At 71.6% G+C, this 17939-nt stretch carries 16 protein-coding genes and 1 pseudogene; 12 read left to right on the top strand and 5 right to left on the bottom strand.

Annotated elements, in window-relative coordinates:
* Positions 1–9: 9 nt before the first annotated feature.
* The 4 genes and pseudogenes from FCN18_RS27985 to FCN18_RS40730 all read left to right on the top strand — a co-directional run bounded on the left by FCN18_RS27985 (position 10) and on the right by FCN18_RS40730 (position 2324).
* The gene (locus FCN18_RS27985) at positions 10–789 is read left to right on the top strand and encodes an enoyl-CoA hydratase-related protein (RefSeq protein WP_137096505.1); all 780 of its coding nucleotides are present in this window, start codon (positions 10–12) and stop codon (positions 787–789) included.
* Positions 790–975: 186 nt separating this feature from the next.
* Positions 976–1518: a MarR family winged helix-turn-helix transcriptional regulator gene (locus FCN18_RS27980; RefSeq protein WP_137096504.1), complete on the top strand. Its 543-nt coding sequence runs from the start codon at positions 976–978 to the stop codon at positions 1516–1518.
* Positions 1496–2170: pseudogene (locus tag FCN18_RS27975) on the top strand (alpha/beta fold hydrolase); the annotation flags it as partial. The gene FCN18_RS27980 and the pseudogene FCN18_RS27975, both read left to right, overlap by 23 nt.
* The gene (locus FCN18_RS40730) at positions 2118–2324 is read left to right on the top strand and encodes an alpha/beta fold hydrolase (protein WP_323808381.1); all 207 of its coding nucleotides are present in this window, start codon (positions 2118–2120) and stop codon (positions 2322–2324) included. The pseudogene FCN18_RS27975 and the gene FCN18_RS40730, both read left to right, overlap by 53 nt.
* Positions 2325–2343: 19 nt before the next feature.
* Here the strand turns inward: FCN18_RS40730 and FCN18_RS27970 are convergent, their stop codons facing one another.
* Positions 2344–3135, bottom strand: coding sequence for an aminotransferase class IV family protein (locus tag FCN18_RS27970; RefSeq protein WP_228714160.1), 792 nt, complete (start codon positions 3133–3135; stop codon positions 2344–2346).
* Positions 3135–3986 (bottom strand): peptidylprolyl isomerase, encoded by an 852-nt coding sequence (locus FCN18_RS27965; protein WP_112274574.1) that lies wholly within the window; start codon positions 3984–3986, stop codon positions 3135–3137. Before FCN18_RS27965 ends, FCN18_RS27970 begins: the two co-directional genes overlap by 1 nt.
* 126 nt (positions 3987–4112) lie before the next feature.
* Here FCN18_RS27965 and FCN18_RS27960 point away from each other — a divergent pair, with 126 nt between their 5' ends.
* Together FCN18_RS27960 and FCN18_RS27955 are read left to right on the top strand one after the other, a co-directional pair.
* Positions 4113–4778, top strand: coding sequence for an MBL fold metallo-hydrolase (locus tag FCN18_RS27960; RefSeq protein WP_137096538.1), 666 nt, complete (start codon positions 4113–4115; stop codon positions 4776–4778).
* Positions 4775–5443, top strand: a complete 669-nt coding sequence (locus FCN18_RS27955; protein ID WP_113643652.1) for a hypothetical protein — start codon at positions 4775–4777, stop codon at positions 5441–5443. Before FCN18_RS27960 ends, FCN18_RS27955 begins: the two co-directional genes overlap by 4 nt.
* Here FCN18_RS27955 and FCN18_RS27950 read toward each other — a convergent pair.
* Positions 5400–5708 (bottom strand): hypothetical protein, encoded by a 309-nt coding sequence (locus tag FCN18_RS27950; RefSeq protein WP_112274570.1) that lies wholly within the window; start codon positions 5706–5708, stop codon positions 5400–5402. The two genes, FCN18_RS27955 and FCN18_RS27950, sit on opposite strands and share 44 nt — an antisense overlap.
* A gap of 97 nt (positions 5709–5805) precedes the next feature.
* A complete protein-coding gene (locus tag FCN18_RS27945; protein WP_137096503.1) occupies positions 5806–7236 on the bottom strand; it encodes a YibE/F family protein in 1431 nt (476 codons plus the stop codon).
* A 273-nt stretch (positions 7237–7509) separates the two neighbouring features.
* On the opposite strand from FCN18_RS27945, the gene FCN18_RS27940 reads away from it, so the two are divergent.
* The 4 genes from FCN18_RS27940 to FCN18_RS27925 all read left to right on the top strand — a co-directional run bounded on the left by FCN18_RS27940 (position 7510) and on the right by FCN18_RS27925 (position 11861).
* Positions 7510–7764 (top strand): DUF485 domain-containing protein, encoded by a 255-nt coding sequence (locus FCN18_RS27940; RefSeq protein WP_112274566.1) that lies wholly within the window; start codon positions 7510–7512, stop codon positions 7762–7764.
* Complete coding sequence (locus FCN18_RS27935) at positions 7761–9296, top strand: solute symporter family protein (protein ID WP_112274564.1); 1536 nt, start codon at positions 7761–7763, stop codon at positions 9294–9296. Before FCN18_RS27940 ends, FCN18_RS27935 begins: the two co-directional genes overlap by 4 nt.
* Positions 9293–11011, top strand: a complete 1719-nt coding sequence (locus FCN18_RS27930; protein ID WP_137096502.1) for a thiamine pyrophosphate-requiring protein — start codon at positions 9293–9295, stop codon at positions 11009–11011. Before FCN18_RS27935 ends, FCN18_RS27930 begins: the two co-directional genes overlap by 4 nt.
* Positions 11012–11072: 61 nt before the next feature.
* Positions 11073–11861 (top strand): IclR family transcriptional regulator, encoded by a 789-nt coding sequence (locus FCN18_RS27925; RefSeq protein WP_137096501.1) that lies wholly within the window; start codon positions 11073–11075, stop codon positions 11859–11861.
* Here FCN18_RS27925 and FCN18_RS27920 read toward each other — a convergent pair.
* Complete coding sequence (locus FCN18_RS27920; RefSeq protein WP_137096500.1) at positions 11849–13309, bottom strand: benzaldehyde dehydrogenase; 1461 nt, start codon at positions 13307–13309, stop codon at positions 11849–11851. The genes FCN18_RS27925 and FCN18_RS27920 overlap by 13 nt on opposite strands.
* A 400-nt stretch (positions 13310–13709) precedes the next feature.
* Between FCN18_RS27920 and FCN18_RS27915 the strand changes: the two genes are divergently transcribed.
* Positions 13710–15644, top strand: coding sequence for an intein-containing Rv2578c family radical SAM protein (locus tag FCN18_RS27915; RefSeq protein WP_206077995.1), 1935 nt, complete (start codon positions 13710–13712; stop codon positions 15642–15644).
* A 129-nt stretch (positions 15645–15773) separates the two neighbouring features.
* Positions 15774–17540 carry an aspartate--tRNA ligase gene (gene aspS, locus FCN18_RS27910; protein WP_137096499.1) on the top strand — a complete coding sequence of 589 codons (1767 nt, stop codon included), beginning with the start codon at positions 15774–15776 and terminating at the stop codon, positions 17538–17540.
* The last annotated feature ends 399 nt before the right edge of the window (positions 17541–17939 follow it).

Below are 17939 nucleotides of genomic sequence, written 5' to 3'. Positions count from 1 at the left end.
TGTGGATCCATGACCGACGGGATCGAGCTCGAGCATGACGGTGAGGTTGCGCGGCTGACGCTGCGCAGGCCGGAGAAGATGAACGCCATCAGCTTCGGCATGTGGTCGGCGATTCCCGGCATCGTGGCCGGGGTCGAACGCGATCCGTCGGTGACGGTCCTCGTGCTGACCGGTGCGGGAGAGGACTTCTCCGCGGGCGCCGACATCGGTGAGTTCCGCGACCTGCGCTCGTCGGCGGAGGGCGGCGCCACCTACGACAAGGCCGTCGAGGCGGCGGTCGCGGCGCTGGCGTCCATGCGCAAACCGAGCGTGGCGATGATCAGGGGCAACTGCATCGGGGGCGGCTGCCAGCTCGCGGTGGCCAGCGACTTCCGGTTCGCCGCGGAGGGTTCCCGCTTCGGCATCACGCCGTCCAAGCTCGGCATCGTCTACCACTTCGACTCCACCCGCCAGCTCGTGTCGCTCGTCGGGCCTGCGAACGCGCGGTACTTCCTCCTGTCGGGCCTGCTCGTGGACGCCGTGCGGGCGCGTGAAATGGGCCTGGTCAACGAGGTGTTCCCAGCCGGTGCGCTTGAGGAGTCCACAATGGACTTCGTGCGGACGCTGGGCTCGCGCTCGCAGGCCTCGATCCGGGGGATGAACCGGATCATCGAGAAGATCGTGGCGGGACAGGCGGAACCCGACTCCGAAGTGGACGAGATCCGCGCCGCCGCCGTGCACGGCGAGGACTACGCCGAGGGTGTCGCCGCCTTCCTCGAACGCCGCCCGCCGAACTTCACCTTCCGCTGACCGAGTCCGCCCGCCCGCCCGACCGCAGTGAAGGCCACCTTCACTGCGTGGAATCGAGCACAGCGGCGCGTCAGCGTCTCGGTTTGGGTGGTGGGGGGAGACGGGCGGGCGCAGGCATGGTGGCCTTCACTGCGGTCGGGTTCCGGCGGCTTGACGAGTCATGAGTAATGCATGTAGTAATGAGTGATGCATGACTCCCGGCGGACCGCGAACCTGCTCGGCGCGACCGCGCTCGCCCTGACCGATCTGGCCCTCGGCGGCGCGACCGAGGCCGCGAAGGTCAGCGCGAGCGGTGCCGCGGCGCTGGTGTCGCTGACGGCCCATCCCGGCCTGAGCGTGACGGAGCTTGGGCGGCGCGTCGGGCTGACCCAGTCGGCGGCGGCTCGCATGGTCGACTCGCTGGTGGCGGACGGCCTCGTGGAGCGGCGGGCCAGTCCGTGGCACAGCCGGATGACGATGCTGCACCCCACGAGAGCGGGCAGCCAGGCGGCACGGAAGGTGCTCGCGGCGCGGGCGAGCCCCCTGACCGACCTCGTCGCCGTACTGGACGAGGACGACCAGCGGACGCTCGACCGGCTGCTCTCCACGCTGCTCACCCGGCTCTATGACGAGGTGGGCAACGCCCAGTACCTGTGCAGGCTGTGCGACCGGAAGTGCTGCGCCACCGACGCGACGTGCCCGGTGGGACAAGCGGAACGGGAGCGGGATGAACGCGTGGCACCTGCGTGAGTCCTGGCGCAGCCGGCTCGGCACCGTGCGCTGGGACCGTTTCGGCGATCCGAGCGGCGAGCCCGTGGTACTCCTGCACGGCACGCCGTTCTCGTCGTACGTCTGGCGTGGCTTCGCCCGCGCGTTGACGGGCCGCCGCGTCCACGTCTGGGACATGCCGGGGTACGGCTCCTCGGAGAAGTTCGACGGCCAGGACCTCTCGCTCGCCGCGCTGGGCGAGGTGTTCCGGGACCTGCTGGAGCACTGGGGCCTCGCCGAGCCCGACGTCGTCGCCCACGACTCGGGCGGGGCCGTGGCGCTGGACGCGCACCTGCTGCACGGTGCGCCCTATCGCAGCCTCGCGCTCGTCGACGCGGTCGCGCTGGGGCCGTGGGGGAGCCCGTTCTCCCGCCTGGCGGGCGAGCACGCGGGCGTGTTCGAGCGGCTGCCCCCGGCGTTGCACCGCGCGCTCGTGCGGGAGTACGTCCGCTCGGCCGCCGCGCGGGAGCTGCGGCCGGACGTGCTGGATGCTCTCGTCGCACCGTGGCTCGGCGACGAAGGGCAGCGCGTTCTACCGGCAGCTCGCCCAGCGCACGGCCGACGCGGAGTACACCACCGCGATGCGGGACCGCTACGCCACGATCGACCTGCCCGTACTGGTGTGCTGGGGTGCCGACGACGCGTGGGTCCCCGCCGCGAGAGGGCGGGAGCTCGCCGCCCTGGTCCCCGGTGCCCGGCTGGAGGTCCTGCCCGGGGCGGGACACCTCGTCCACGAGGACAGTCCGGTCGAGCTGACCGTGGCCCTGACCGGGTTCCTGGGCCGCTAGGGCTCTCCGCCGGAGGGCACTAGATCCGCTCCAGCGGGTTGCCCTCGTAGGCGCGCCGCAGCAGCGCGGTGAGCTCGGGGTCCACCGACAGCTCCGCGTCGTCGATGGCCGACACGGGCTGGCCGGGGTTGCCGGAGTTGCACAGGAATGCGCTGCGCTGGGCGCGCGCCCGCTCCAGCGGCAGCGGGCGGGTGACGCTCGCGACGCCCAGTGCCGCGAGACCCCGTTCGAGCAGCAGCCGCATCGTGCCGCTCAGTTGTCGAGCCTGCGGCCACACCACGGTGTCGCCGTCGAAGAACCCGGCGTTCCAGATCGAGGCCTCGGACACGTTGCCCCCGGCGTCGACGAACAGCGCGTCGTCATAGCCCGCGAGCCTCGCCTCCCGGGTGTGGTGCAGCAGTCCGAACGTGCCGACGTGCTTCACCTCCGGCAGCGGGCGCTGGTAGCGCACCGAGCGCAACCGCACCGGCGCGGTGGACGCGACGCTCGGCGCCCGCAGGGTCACCAGCACGTCCGGGTCCACCGGCTCGACCCGCCCGCCGGGGGCCGCGAGGGAGAAGAGCGTGACCCTGGCGGTGACGGCGCCGGCGCCGTCGACCGCGCGGCGCAGGTACTCCCGCACCAGCGCGATGTCGAGTTCGCTGCCGAACAGCACCCTGGTGCCTTCGGAGAGCCGGCGCAGGTGCAACTCGAGGCCACGGGTGTGCCCGTCGCGCACCTGCAGCGAGGTGAAGTGGCCGTAGTTGACCACCGCGGGGACGGCGAGCTGCTCCGCCGTCGCCGGGGCTCCGTTGACGTGCGCGAGCAGCATCAACCGACGGTGACGCCGGTGAACTTCACCTCGGTGTTGGGCTTGCCGCCGCCGGGGCTCGGCTCGAACGCGCCGTCGTGGCCTCCGCGCGCGACCTCGTCGATGACCTCGAGTCCTTCGTCGGAGATCGTCCCGAACACGGTGTAGTCGGGGGAGAGCGGCGCCTCGCCGAAGACCATGAAGAACTGGCTGCCGTTGGTGTCCGGGCCGGAGTTGGCCATCGCGAGGATGCCGCGGCCGTACTTCAGCTGCTGGAACGTCTCGTCGGCGAAGCCGTAGCCGGGGCCACCGCTGCCGCTGCCGGTCGGGTCGCCGCACTGCAGCATCTGCAGGCCGGTGGTGCCGATGCGGTGGCACGAGGTGTCGGTGTAGAAGCCCTGCTCGGCCAGGCTGACGAAACTGTTCACCGTGCACGGCGCGAGCGCGCGGTCGAGCGTCAGCGGGATGTCGCCGACCGTGCTCTGCAGTGTCACGTTCACCGTGCCCTGCGAGGAGACGTTCTGGCCGTTCGGCGGGTTCACCGGCTTCGCGGGCTCCCCGGAGGCCGGGTACTCGCAGTTGGTCGGGTTGGGCAGCGGCTCCGGCCTGGCGGCGGGCTGCACGCGCTGGGTGGGGATGTCGATCTGCTCGGACGACGGCGCCGGTGACGGCGACTCGTTCGGCTGCTCACCGGCGGCGTTGTCACCACCCTGGGTGGAGAGCACCACGATGAGGCCCGCCACGACCACCACCACGCCGACGGTCACGCCGACGCCGATGATCTTGCGTCGCTTCGCCCGCTCGGCCCTGCGGACGAGCTGCCGCTCGAGCTTGCGCTTCGCGGCCTCGCGGCGCTGCTGGTTGGTCGCCACCTGCCCTCCCAGATCTTCTCGATGTCACCCGCCTGGCAGTAGGCGGCAGTCTATGGGCACTGTCTGTGAGGACCCTGTACAGGGGCGGCTAGGGTGGGGCAGATCCCAAACGCGGAGGTGGATTTCGTGCTCGTCGTCGGGTTCCCGGCCGGCGCGTTCCAGGCGAACTGCTACCTGCTGGCCGCCGACGCCGGTCACGGCTGTGTGATCGTGGACCCCGGCGAGGGCGCACGCGAGGGTGTCGACGCCGCGCTGCGGGAGTACCGGCTCACCCCGGCGGCCGTGCTCGCCACGCACGGGCACTTCGACCACGTGTACTCGGCAGCCGAGATCGCCGACGCGCACGGCATCCCGGTGTGGATCCGGCCCGAGGACCGCGTGCTGCTCTCCGATCCGCTGAAGGGGCTCGGCCCGGAGCTCGCCGCCGCGTTCGGCTCCGTCAGCCTCACCGAACCGCGCGACGTCCGGGAACTCGGCGACGGCCCGCTCGAGCTGGCCGGGCTGCGGATCACCACCGGCCACACACCGGGGCACACCCCCGGCTCAGCCGTGTTCCGGCTCGACAGTGACGAGGGCGGGCAGCTCGCGCTCACCGGCGACACACTGTTCGCGGGCTCCATCGGCCGCACCGACCTGCCCGGCGGCGACGCCAGGGAGATCGCCAGCTCGCTGCGTACCCTGCTGACCTACCCCGACGACACCGTCGTCCTTCCGGGGCACGGACCCACCACGACCATCGGCCGCGAGCGGGCCACGAATCCGTTTCTGGAAAACGGCGGGGGGATGTCATGACCGAACCGGAACCTGCCCAGCGCGAGCCGGGTCCCGAGCCGGACCGGATTCCGCTCTACGGGGACGACGCGGCACTGCGCCGCAAGCGCATGGTTTCCGGGCTCGTCGGCGTCGTTCTGTTCGCGGCCGCGTTCGGCGGCATCGCCGGCCTCATCGGCGGCCAGGTGACCGGGCTGGTCGTGGCCGGGATCATCGCGCTGCCGCTGCTCTACCTCGTGTCCTACAACGCGCGCCGCCAGGTGTGGCTGGAGGGCAAGACGGTGGTGGTGCGCAACTGGGGCAGCAGGCGCATCGACCTCGTCACGGCGGGGCGCATCGACCTGCTGGTCTCCGACGTCCGCGGCACCCGCACGGTGAGTCTGCTGGTCAACGCCGCCGAGCGGGGCAAGGCCATCAAGATCGACCTCGCCGTCTACGCCGGCACCGGTGGTCGCGAGCTGGGCATCCTCGCGCTGCGGAGGCTGGCCGACGCACTGCTGAACAACATCGACGCCAACGGCGTGGTGTTCTCGGAGTTGCTCGTCGCGCAGCTGCGCTCGGAGGCGCGCGGCGACGCCGCGGCCGACCGCCCGCTCTACCGGCTCGCGTCGGCGGCGCCGTCCGGCAAGCTGGTCCAGCGCTTCACGATGGACGCCGTGAACCGGTTCGTGGCGACCCTGGAGTGACGGCCTGCCCGTCCGCGCCCGGAGTGGTCAGGCGGCGTTCGATCGCGGTCAGCTGCGCGCGCATCGCCTCGAGCTGGTAGACGATCTCCGGCAGTTCCTGGGCGGCGAACACCGACAGCCGTTCCAGCTGTTCGCCCGTCTCCCGCAGGTCGCCGAGCAGCGCCGCGATCCTCGGCAGCGCCTCGATCGCCGCGTGGGCGGCGCGGCCGGCTCGGAGCGCGGTGTCCAGCACCCGGCGAGGGCTGGCGAGAGCTGAACCGAACATGGCGCCTCCAGCCGGGAAGGTTGCCCTGGACACGCCACTTCGTACCGCACCGGCGGCTGCCAAGGGGAGGCGGGGCGTGCCGGTGGGGCTGGTGTGACTACAGGGTATTCGCGGGGCTGATGTGGTCCGGCAGATCCTCCCGGACGACGATCAGGGCGGCCAGCAGGGTGGTCACCGGCACTGCGGCGACGATGCCGATGCTGCCCGCGAGCGTGCGGACGATCTCGGACGCGATGTCCTGCGAGCCCAGGATCGAACTGAGCCCCACGCCCGACAGCGAGGCCAGCAGCAGCACCGGCAGGGCGGCGCCCGCGTAGGCCATCACGAGCGTGTTGACCGCCGACCCGACATGGTCGCGGCCGATGCGCAGGCCCGCGCCGTAGAGCTCGCGCCAGCCCAGTGACGGGTTCGCCCTGCGCAGCTCCCACACGGCGCTGGTCTGGGTCACCGTGACATCGTCGAGCACGCCGAGCGCGCCGATCACCACCCCGGCCAGCAGCAGGCCGCGCGCGTCGATGCCGTGACCGAGCGAGGCGATGAGCGTGGACGTGTCGTCGCTGAGCCCGGTCAGCTCCGACATGGCCGAGAAGATCGCCGACAGGATCCCGATGAGCGTCAGGGACACCATGGTGCCGAGCACGGCGACCGACGTCCGCGCGGACAGGCCGTGGGTGAGGTACAGGGTGACGAACATGATCAGCCCGGAGCCGGCGATCGCGACCAGCAGCGGGTTCTCGCCGTGCAGGATCGCGGGCAGCACGAACACGGCGAGCGCCACGATGCTCAACCCGAGCGCGACGAGCGCGGCGAGGCCACGCCAGCGGCCGAGCGCGATCACCGCGAGCCCGAACAGCCCGGCGAGGATCAGCAGCGGGGTGCCGCGCTGGAAGTCCTGGATCTGGTAGGACTCCGAGTCCTCCGGCTGCGCGCCGCTGTAGGCGAGCACCACGGCGTCGCCGACGGCGAAGCGTGGTGTGCTCGGCTCGAGCGGAATCGTCTTGCGGATGGTAGTGCCCTCGGCGTCGCCGTCGGTGAGCAGGACGTCCACGGTGAGGCACTCGCTGCCGCCCTGCGGCGGTTCCCCCACCTGGACCTGCCCCGGCGCGAGACACGGCCCGGCCTCCGCCGCGGTCACCTCGCCGTGCACCGGCGTGCCGACCGCGTTGGCGCCCAGCGCCGCCGGCTCTCCCCACGGGTACAGCAGCGCCACCCCGGTTGCGGTCGCCAGCGCGAGCGGGGCGAGCAGCGCGATCAGCAGCATCTTCACCCGGCGGGACGCGGGTTCGGCGGGTCCGTGGCCGTGGCCGTGCCCGACGGGGAAAGCGGGTTCCCTGCGCTCCTCGGGTTCCCTGGGCTCCTGAGGGCGCTGTGGCGCGCTGCGCGGTCGCGCGGTCCGCCGCGTGGATTCGCGCTCCGGTGTCGCGCGCCGGGCGGTGTGCCTGCGCGGACCCGAGGGACGGTTCTCCCGTGGCTCGGCGGGGACCCGGCGGATGGGGCCGGTGTCGTCGTCGGAGATGTCGCGTGGCACCGGCCTATCTTGCGCCAACTCACCGGAACCGTCCCGAAGGCCCCCGCGTCAGAGCTGATCGAGAACGGGGTCCGGACGGCGGCGTGGTACGGAGTCGGTCCCGCCGGTCACGTCCGGCTGGGGGTCGGACGTGACCGGGGTGGGCCACCGCCACGCCGTCCCGTTCTCACCCGGCTTCTCTCCGGCAGATTCCGGCGAGCGAAACGGCCGCGTTGTCGCCCGTGCCGCCCGCCCGCGACCCTCCCGCGTACACCGAACGCGAGGAGGCAGGACGTGGACGAGCGTACGCCGCGGCCCCCGGAGCGACACGAGTTCCGGGTGCGCAGAAGGATCGCGTTGGCCGGCGGTGCGCTCACGCTCGTGGTGTACCTCGCGATTCCCGCCCTCACCGCGTTCACGACCCTGTTCGACGGGCACCTCGGCCCCGTCGGGCTCGGCTACGTGGCGGCCGCGTTCGCGATCCTGTTCCCGCTCGGCGGCGCCTACGCCTACTGCCGGTGGGCCAACCGAAGGGAGGGCGCGTCATGAACGTCCTCGCCGTCGTCGTGGTGATCGGGATCGTCGCGATCACCCTTGGTCTGACCAGCTTCGCGGCGCGCCGCAACCGCGACACCGATGACCACTACATCGCGGGCAGGCGCGTGAGCGGCTGGCAGAACGGCCTCGCGCTCGCCGGCGACCAGCTGTCCGCGGCGTCGTTCCTCGGCATCACGGGCGCGGTGGCGCTGTCCGGATTCGAGGGGATGTACCTCGCGCTGGGCATCCCGGTGGCCTACCTGCTGGTGCTTCTGGTGATCGCCGAGCCGCTGCGCAACCTCGGCCGGTTCACCCTCGCCGACGCGGTGGCCGCGCGGTTCGACGGCCGGCTGCTTCGCGGTGTGCTCGCGGTGGCGTCGCTGATCCTGTCCGTGGTCTACATGCTCATCCAGTTCGTCGGCGCCGGCCTGCTCGCGCAACTGCTGCTGGGCGTCGACTTCACGCTCGCCGTGCTGCTGATCGGCGCGCTCATGACCGTCTACACGTTCCTCGGCGGAATGGTCGGGACCACCTACATCCAGGTGTTCAAGGCGGTTCTGCTGATCGCGACCGTGCTGGTGATGCTCGGCATCGTGATGTCGCGGACCGGCTGGAACCCCGTCGGCTCGATGATCGAGGCGGAGCGCGAGTTCGGCAGCGAGGTCGTCGTGCCGCGGCACGACGACACCACCGCGGGGCTGAACAACCTGTCCCTCAACCTCGGCGTTGCGCTCGGCATCATGGGCCTGCCGCACGTGATGATCCGGTTCCTGACCGTGCGCGACGCCAGGGCCGCCCGCCACTCGGCCCAGTTCGCGATGTGGCTGTTCGCGTTCTTCTTCCTCACCCTGCCTGTCTTCGGGTACGCGGCGCTGCGCGAGGTGGGCCGGGAGCAGATCCTCGCCGACAACCCCGGCGGCAATCTCGCCGCGGCCCGGCTCGCGGAGATCATCGGCGGCAACCTGCTGTTCGCGATCGTCGTCGGCGTCGTGATGGCCACGATCCTCGCCGTGCTCGCGGGGCTGTCCATCGCGTCATCCGGCGCGGTCGCGCACGACCTATACAACGTCGCGATGCGCGAGGGAAAGGTCAGCCGCCGCAGGCAGTTCGTGGTCGGCCGCGTGGCCGGGGTGGCGATCTCGGTTGTGGCGATCCTGCTGGCACTCGGCGCCAAATCGCTCAACGTGGCCTTCCTCGCCAACGTCGCGTTCGCCATCGCGGCGAGCACGACGATGCCCGTGCTGCTGCTGACGATCTACTGGCGGGGCTTCAACCGCGTCGGCGCGACGTGGGGACTCGTCGGCGGGCTGGTGGTTTCACTGGGACTGGTGCTGATCGGTCCCGACGTCCTCGGCGAGGACCACTTGTTCCCGCTCTCGGTGCCCGCGCTCGTGTCGGTGCCGGCCGGGTTCTTGTGCGCGTGGCTCGGCAGTCTTGTGGGCAGGAACCGGCCGCAGGCGCGGGGTATCCCGTACGACGACCTCGTCGCGATGGCGTTTCCCCGGCGGCGGAGCACCGATGACAGCGAGGAAGTGATGGCGTGAACGGGTATTCGACGAGCAGGGCCTTCCTGGAGGCACTCCACGAGGGCGGCGTCCGGTACGTCTTCGCCAACCTCGGCAGCGACCACCCGGGGCTCGTCGAGGCGTACGCGCGGGCGCGGGCCGACGGGACCCTGGGCGAGCTGCCCGAGCTGGTGATCTGTCCCCACGAGAGCGTCGCCATGTCGGCGGCGCAGGGCTACGCGCAGGTGACCGGTGTGCCGCAGGCCGTGGTGGTGCACGTGGAGTGCGGCACGCAGAACATCGGCGGCATGTTGCACAACGCGGCCAAGGGCCGCGTCGGGGTGCTGCTCTACGCTGGCGCGTCGCCGTTCACGCAGGAGGGTGAGCTGCCGGGCAGCCGCAACGAGTTCATCCAGTGGATCCAGGACGTGCACGACCAGCGCGGCATCGTGCGCGGATACACCAAGTACGACAACGAGATCCGCACCGGGCACAACGTCAAGCAGCTCGTGCACCGGGCGTTGCAGCTCGCACGCAGCGAACCGGCCGGGCCGGTGTACCTCGTCGGCCCGCGCGAGGTGATGGAGTCACCCGCGCCCGAACAGCACGCCGACCCCGCTTCCTTCGGTCCGATCGCTCCCTCGGCGCTCGCGCCGGAGGTGGTCGAGCGGATCGGCGACGCCCTCGCCGGGGCGCGCAACCCCGTGGCCGTGACGTCCTATCTGGGCCGCGACCCGGAGGCGGTGCCGGGGCTCGTGGAGCTGTGCGAGACGCTGGCGCTTCCCGTGCTCGAGTCGGTGCCCATGCACGTGAACTTCCCCGGCGACCACCCGTTGCACTGGGGATACCAGTGGAACGAGCAGCGCGACAACCCGCTGCTGGCCGCCGCCGACGTGGTGCTCGTGCTCGGCAGCGACGTGCCGTGGATCCCGGTGAAGAACCGGCCCTCGCGGGACGCGCGGCTGTTCGTCGTCGACGTCGACCCGCTCAAGGAGCAGATGCCGCTGTGGCACGTCCCGGCCGAGTGTTTCGCGAGGGCCGACCTGCGCACGGCCGTCACCCAGCTCACCGGGTACGTGCGGGGCCGCGTGGACGCCGACGTGGTAGCCGACCGCGCGGCCCGTGCCGCCGCCGAGCACCACCGCCAGGTCCGCTCGCAGGTGGAGCGCGAGCAGCCGGACGGGGAGGTGATCACGCCGGAGTATCTGGTGGCGTGCGTGCGGGAGGCCATCGACGACGACACGATCGTGCTCACCGAGGCGATCACCAACTACCCGGTGGTCAGCGAGCACCTGCGGCGCTCGCGGCCCGGCTCCCTGATCGGCTCCGGTGGGGGCTCGCTCGGCTGGTCGGCGGGTGCGGCGATCGGGGTGAAGCTGGCGGCGCCGGAGCGCACGGTCGTGTCCTTGATCGGCGACGGATCCTACCTGTTCGGGGTGCCGTCGTCGGCGCAGTGGGTGGCGCGGCGCTACGGCACTCCGAGCCTGACGGTCATCTTCGACAACCGGGGCTGGAAGGCGCCGAAAATGTCCACGCTCGGTGTCTACCCGGACGGGGTGGCGGCCCAGCGGTCGGACTTCCCGGTGGGCTTCGAGCCCGAGGCGGACCTCCCGGGCATCGCCGAGGCCGCGGGCGGGGCGTGGGGCCGGACGGTGCGCGCCGCGAGCGAGTTGAAGGGCGTGCTCGCGGAGGCTCTCGGAGTCGTGCGGGCCGGACGCTCGGCGGTGGTCAGCGTGCACGTGCCGGACGCCTGAAGCTTTCAGTCAGTGGAAACCCCGGTTGATCCGGGCTGTCGTGATCGTCACCATCGCGCACGTGAGCGGGCAGAGTCGCCATGCGGACCGCCCGGCGCCGAAATCGGTGCTGGCGCGGGGACTGTCATTGCTGGACGCGTTCGGAGCGGGCGAACCCGAGCTGAGCCTTGCCGAGATCGCCGCGCGCAGCGGGCTGCCGAAACCCACGGCCCACCGGCTGCTGGCAGAGCTGGTGGAGTGGGGCGCCCTTGAGCGGTCGAGTCCGGGGCACTACCGGCTCGCGACGAAGCTCTTCCGGCTCGGCCAGCTCGTGCCGCGGCACCGGGTGCTCAGGCAGGCGGCGCTGCCGCACCTGGAGCAGCTCTACGAGGCCAGCCACGAGAACGTGCACCTGGCCGTTCCCGACAACGTCTACACCCTCTTCCTGGAGAAGCTCACCGGCCGCGAGTCGATGAGCATCCGCTCCCGGGTCGGCGGCCGGATGCCGTCGCACTGCACGGCCACCGGCAAGGTGTTCCTCGCGTGGGGCGGCCGTGACCGGCTCCGCCGCGTCGTCGACGCCGGCCTGCCCCGGTTGACGCCCAGGACCATCGTGCTGCCGGGCCTGCTGCACCAGGACCTCGAGCGCACGATTGCCCGTGGCCTCGGCATCAACCGCGAGGAGGCCGAGCCCGGCGTGTCCGCCGTGGCCGCCCCGGTGCTCGGCGCGAGGGGTGAGGTAGTGGCGGCCCTGTCGGTGACGGGCCGCTCCCACCGCCTCGACCTCGACCGGGTCGGCGGCCTCGTGCGTGCCGCGGCGAACGCGGTGTCGGCGAGCCTGCCCGCGGTGGCCGGCGCTCAGAACGGGTAACCGGCGACGTCTCCGCGCAGCGTGACCCAGCGGGTCTCGGTGAACGCCTCGATGTTGGCGGCGGCACCGCCGAAGCGGGAGCCCGTGCCGGAGGCGAGCACCCCGCCGAACGGAGCGTGCGCCTCGTCGTTCACCGTCTGGTCGTTGATGTGCACGATGCCGGTCGGGACGCGGTCGGCCAGCGCGAGGCCCTTGGCGATGTCCTTGGTCAGGATGCCCAGCGAGAGCCCGTACTCGCTCGCGGCGGCCAGCCGCGCGGCCTCTTCGATCGTGCCGAACCTCGCGACCGGCGCCACCGGCCCGAACACCTCCTGGTCGTAGGCGGGCACGCTCGGCTTCGCCCCGGCCAGCACGGTGGGCCGGTAGAACAGCCCCTCGTACTCCCCGCCGGCCGCGAGGCTCGCGCCCGCGTCGACGCTGGAGCCCACCAGGGCGTGGATCTTGTCGCGCTGCCGCTCGTCGATGATCGGCCCGAGCGCGACTTCCCCCGTGGCCGGGTTCCCGACCGGCAGCCCGGCTGCCGTCGCCGCGAGGCGCTCGACGTACTCGTCGTAGATCGACTCGTGGACCAGGTGCCTGCCCGTTGTCATGCAGATCTGACCCTGGTGGAAGAACGACCCCCACGCCGCCGCGCTCGTCGTGGCCGCTACGTCGGCGTCGTCGAGCACGATCAGCGCCGAGTTGCCACCCAGCTCGAGGTGGGCGCGCTTGAGGTGACGGCCCGCCAGTTCGCCGACCGCACGGCCCGCGGCCGTCGACCCGGTGAACGAGATGACGCGGACGTTCGGATCCTCCACCAGCGCCTGCCCGACCTCGGCTCCACCGGGCAGCACATGAAGTACCCCAGGCGGCAGCCCGGCCTCCTCGAAGACGCGTGCGAGCGCGACCCCACCGCACACGGCCGTGCGCGGGTCTGGCTTGAGCACCACGGCGTTGCCGAGGGCGAGCGCCGGGGCCACCGATCTGATGGACAGGATCAGTGGCGCGTTGAACGGCGAGATCACTCCCACCACGCCTGCCGGAACGCGGCGCGCCATGCTCAGCCTCGGCGCCTCGCTCGGCAGCAACTCGCCCAGCGGGTGCGAGGGCAGTGCCGACGCCTCGAAGCACTCGCCCTCGGCGACGTGCAGCTCGAAGTCAGCCTTGCCGGGGATGCTGCCGGACTCGCGGATCAGCCAGTCGCGCAGCTCCTCTGCGTGCGTGCTCCACAGCCCACCGGCCCGCCGCAGGATCGCGGCCCGCTCGGAGAAGGGCGTCGTGGCCCAGTCGCGCTGCGCCTGCGCGGCCACGGCCGCGGAGCGGGCGACGTCAGTCGCCGACGCGGCGCCGACCCGGCCCAGCTCCTCGCCGGTCGCCGGTTCGACAACGGTCGTCTCACCGCCATCGGCCTTCTCCCACGAGCCGGTGAAGACCCGGCCCTGCCATGTCCGGACGTCGAGAAAGCTCACGGTCACTCCCATCCGCATCGTGCGCGCTGTGGCGTCATGATGGACTGGGTCCGGTCCCGGTCGCAGTGCGCCTTTCCATCGACCGGAACGCGGGTGCGGGCCTGAGGTGTCCGATGCCCGTGCGCCGTGTGGTCCCGTGTCCTCTCCGTCGAGCCGTGTGGCAGGGAAGGCCGCTTCCCCGTCCCGATGCCGACGATCGCGGCGGGCTTTGTGTGGTCACGCCCTGTGGGCTGTTGGCATCGCGTACCTCCTCTCCTGATCGTGGGTGCCGATCCCCGTCGCACCTGGGCGCTCGCCGCGCGCGAGATCCCCTCGTCCAGGTTCCTGTGCGGGTCCGGCCCGACGCCGGTGACCGCGCGTTGCCTTGACACTACATCGAACATGTGTTCGAATCAAGTCTGTGAGATGGGATGGCCAGCGAGCCGACGGGAACGCCGAGCAGGCGCTGCTCGGGCTGTCCGGCCTGATCCGCTCCGTGCGGTCACCGGACTTCTCCGGCGTGACCTTTCACGAGGTCCACGCCCGCTCGGTGCTGAACAAGGTGCCCGACGCGTCGCGGGTGCCGTTCCGATGGACGATCAACCCGTACCGGGGCTGTTCTCACGCGTGTACCTACTGCCTCGCGGGCGAGACGCAGATCCTGCTGGCGAACGGCCGGACGAAGCCGTTGGCCGAGCTCGAGGTCGGCGAGGAGATCTACGGCACGCGGCTGGAGGGCGACTACCGGCGCTACGTGCCTACGCGCGTGCTCGCGCACTGGTCGACGATCAAGCCCGCCTACCGGATCAACCTGGAGGACGGCACGAGCCTCGTCGCCAGTGGCGACCACCGGTTCCTCACCAACCGTGGCTGGAAGCACGTCACCGGAGCGCAGCAGGGCGCGGCGCGCAGGCCGTACCTCACGACCGGCAACAAGCTCATGGGCGTCGGCCGCTTCGCCGCCCAGCCGGAACTGTCGCGCGCATACCGCGAGGGTTACCTGGAGGGGATAGGCGCCGGGCGGGGACCGGCCGACGGTGAGGCGCTGGACCGGATCCGGTCGTTCTCGCAGTGGCACGGCGGTGCCAGGGATACCGCCGTGCCGATGGTGCCGGAGGAGGACTGGCACAAGGGCTTCCTCGCCGGGATCTTCGACGCCGAGGGCAGCCACTCGCGGGGCATCGTCCGGATCTCGGTACTGGCGCCGGACGTGCTCGACACGGTGCGCCTCGCGTTGAAGCGCTTCGACTTCGCGCACGTCGTCGAGGATCCGGGCCGGGTCAGCGGTCTGCGGGTGCTCCGGCTCTCGGGCGGGCTCGCCGAGCGGCTGCGCTTCTTCCACACCACCGATCCCGCGGACACCCGCAAACGCACCATCGACGGAATGGCGATCAAGTCGGGGGCGCGGCTCGGGGTCGTGTCCGTCGAGCCGCTGGGAGTGGAACGGCCGCTGTTCGACATCACCACGGGCACGGGAGACTTCATCGCCGACGGGGTGGTGAGCCACAACTGCTTCGCGCGCAACACCCACACCTATCTCGATCTCGACGCGGGCAGGGACTTCGACACCCAGGTGGTCGTGAAGGTCAACGCGCCCGAGGTCCTCGCGGCTCAGCTCCGGCGTCCGAGCTGGAAACGCGAGCACGTCGCGATGGGCACGAACACCGACCCGTATCAGCGCGCCGAAGGCAAGTACGAGCTGATGCCGCGCATCATCACGGAGCTGGCCGGGTCGGGCACGCCCTTCTCGATCCTCACCAAGGGCACGGTGCTGGCCAGGGACCTGCCCCTGCTGCGCACGGTGGGCAGGGACGTCTCCGTCGGCCTCGGGGTCTCGATCGCATTGCTGGACCGCGACCTGCAGAGCACCCTCGAACCGGGCACGCCGAGCCCGAGGGCGCGGCTCGCGCTCGTGCGGAAGGCGCGGGAGGCCGGGTTGCCCTGCGGGGTGTTCCTCGCTCCGGTGCTGCCGGGGCTCACCGATTCCACCGAGGCGCTCGAGAGCCTCCTTGCGGAGGTGGCCGATGCCGGCGCGACGGGTGTCACGGTGATCCCGCTGCATCTGCGTCCAGGTGCGCGGGAGTGGTTCGCGCGTTGGCTGGCGGAGCACCACCCGGACCTCGTGCCGCGCTACCGGCAGTTGTACGCGCGGGGCAGTTACGTGAACGCGGCGTACCGGCGGTGGCTGTCCGCACGCGTCACGCCGCTGCTGCGCCGGTACGGGCTCGATCCCCGGTCCGGTGGTGAGGAGCGTGGCGTGCCAGGGGATGAGGAAGCCGGCTGGCCGGAGGGCAGCATGCCGCGTGGGGAGAGCGAGCCGACCCGGACGAAGGGAGACCAGATGACACTGCTTTAGGTGCCCGCGCACTCGGGAAACCTGGTGGCGGCCGACCCCGGTCGGTTCGTTAACCTGAGCCGTCGGCGAAACGCCGCTGCACACCGATGGCAAGACCGCTACCACTGCTTTCCGAGAGGATCCTGCGAAGTGCTTCGCACCCACAACGCCGGCACGTTGCGTGTCGAGCAGGCTGGCCAGACCGTCACGCTCACCGGTTGGGTGGCCCGGCGGCGGGACCACGGCGGGGTCATCTTCGTCGATCTCCGGGACGCGAGCGGGGTCGCGCAGGTCGTCTTCCGTGAGGGCGAGATGGCCGAGCGGGCGCACCAGCTCCGCGCGGAGTACTGCATCAAGGTGGTCGGCGAGATCGCGAAGCGGCCCGAGGGCAACGAGAACCCGGAGATCCCGACCGGGCAGATCGAGGTCCTGGTCACGGAGCTGGACGTGCTGTCCGAGTCGGCGGTGCTGCCGTTCCCGATCGACGAGCGGCTCGAGGTCGGCGAGGAGGTGCGGCTCAAGCACCGGTACCTCGACCTGCGCCGCAACGGTCCCGCGAGTGCGATGCGGCTGCGCAGCGAGGTCAACCGGGTGGCGAGGACCGTCCTGCACGACGAGGGCTTCATCGAGGTGGAGACGCCCACGATGACGCGCTCGACGCCCGAGGGCGCCCGCGACTTCCTGGTGCCCGCACGCCTGCGGCCGGGCTCCTGGTACGCGCTGCCCCAGTCGCCGCAGCTGTTCAAGCAGCTGCTGATGGTGGGCGGGCTCGAGCGGTACTACCAGATCGCCCGGTGCTACCGCGACGAGGACTTCCGTGCCGACCGGCAGCCGGAGTTCACGCAGCTCGACATCGAGATGAGCTTCGTCGAGCAGGACGACGTGATCGCGCTCGGCGAGCGGGTGGTCACCGCGCTGTGGAAGCTCGTCGGGGTCGACGTGCCGCAGCCGTTCCGCCGGATCAGCTACGCCGAGGCGATGGCGAAGTACGGCACGGACAAGCCGGACCTGCGGTTCGGTCTGGAGCTCACCGAGCTGACGGAGTTCTTCGCCGACACGCCGTTCCGCGTGTTCCAGGCGCCCTACGTCGGTGCGGTGGTCATGCCAGGCGGTGCCGACCAGCCGCGGCGGCAGCTCGACGCCTGGCAGGAGTGGGCCAAGCAGCGCGGGCACAAGGGCCTCGCGTACGTGCTCGTCGGTGAGGACGGCACGCTCGGCGGTCCCGTGGCGAAGAACCTGTCCGACCACGAGCGGGATCATCTGGCCGAGGCGGCGGGCGCGAAGCCCGGCGACTGCGTGTTCTTCTCGGCGGGCAAGCCCAACGACGCGCGGCAGCTGCTCGGTGCGGCTCGCGTGGAGATCGCGCAGCGGCTCGGCATGATCGACGAGAACGCGTGGTCGTTCGTGTGGGTGGTGGACTTCCCGCTGTTCGAGGCCGCGGACGAGACCGACGACGTCGCCGTGGGCGGCGGCAAGTGGACGGCGCTGCACCACGCGTTCACCTCGCCGACGCCGGAGTGGATCGAGAAGTTCGAGTCCGACCCCGGCAACGCGCTGGCCTACGCCTACGACATCGTCTGCAACGGCAACGAGATCGGCGGCGGCTCCATCCGTATCCACCGCGGTGACGTGCAGCGGCGCGTCTTCGAGGTGATGGGCCTTTCCGAGGAGGAGGCGCAGGAGAAGTTCGGCTTCCTGCTGGACGCGTTCCAGTTCGGCCCGCCGCCGCACGGCGGCATCGCGTTCGGCTGGGACCGCATCGTGATGCTGCTCGCCGGCGCGGACTCGCTGCGGGACGTGATCGCCTTCCCGAAGACCGGCGGCGGCTACGACCCGCTGACCGGCGCCCCGGCGCCGATCACCGCAGAGCAGCGCAAGGAAGCCGGGGTGGACGCGAAGCCGCAGCAGCGCGGCTGACGGCCGGTGCCGCAGCTCAGCACCACCGGTGCCGCAACTCAGGACCGTCTGCCCGCCGGGGCGCACCGACGCGGTACCGGCGGCGGGCTCCGGCGCCGCTCCGGGGCGGCCCACGTGGTGCCGTGGGGCACCGCCGTTTCGCCCGAGGGCGACATTGGAGGCCGACAGCGCGCGGGGCCGCCGACGAGGTCGTCAACGGGCTCTACGAGCAGGAGTTCGGACGGGGTCGTCACCCGGCTTTGCCGCAGTAGCTCGACCACACCGGCGCACTCGAGCTGGAGATGTGCCCCGGCCTGCTACGCCGCGGTCGCAGCCGTGCTCGGACAGTGGTCCCTGTCCGCCTCGGCCAGGGCGGTCCGTTGTGAACCTCCTGGGCATCGCGCTCGCGGCGGTTTGGTG

Source organism: Prauserella endophytica, assembly GCF_005146945.1.
Taxonomy (GTDB): domain Bacteria; phylum Actinomycetota; class Actinomycetes; order Mycobacteriales; family Pseudonocardiaceae; genus Prauserella_A; species Prauserella_A endophytica.
The sequence above is the reverse complement of the archived record's forward strand: the minus strand, read 5'-3'. Positions and strand labels throughout refer to the sequence as shown.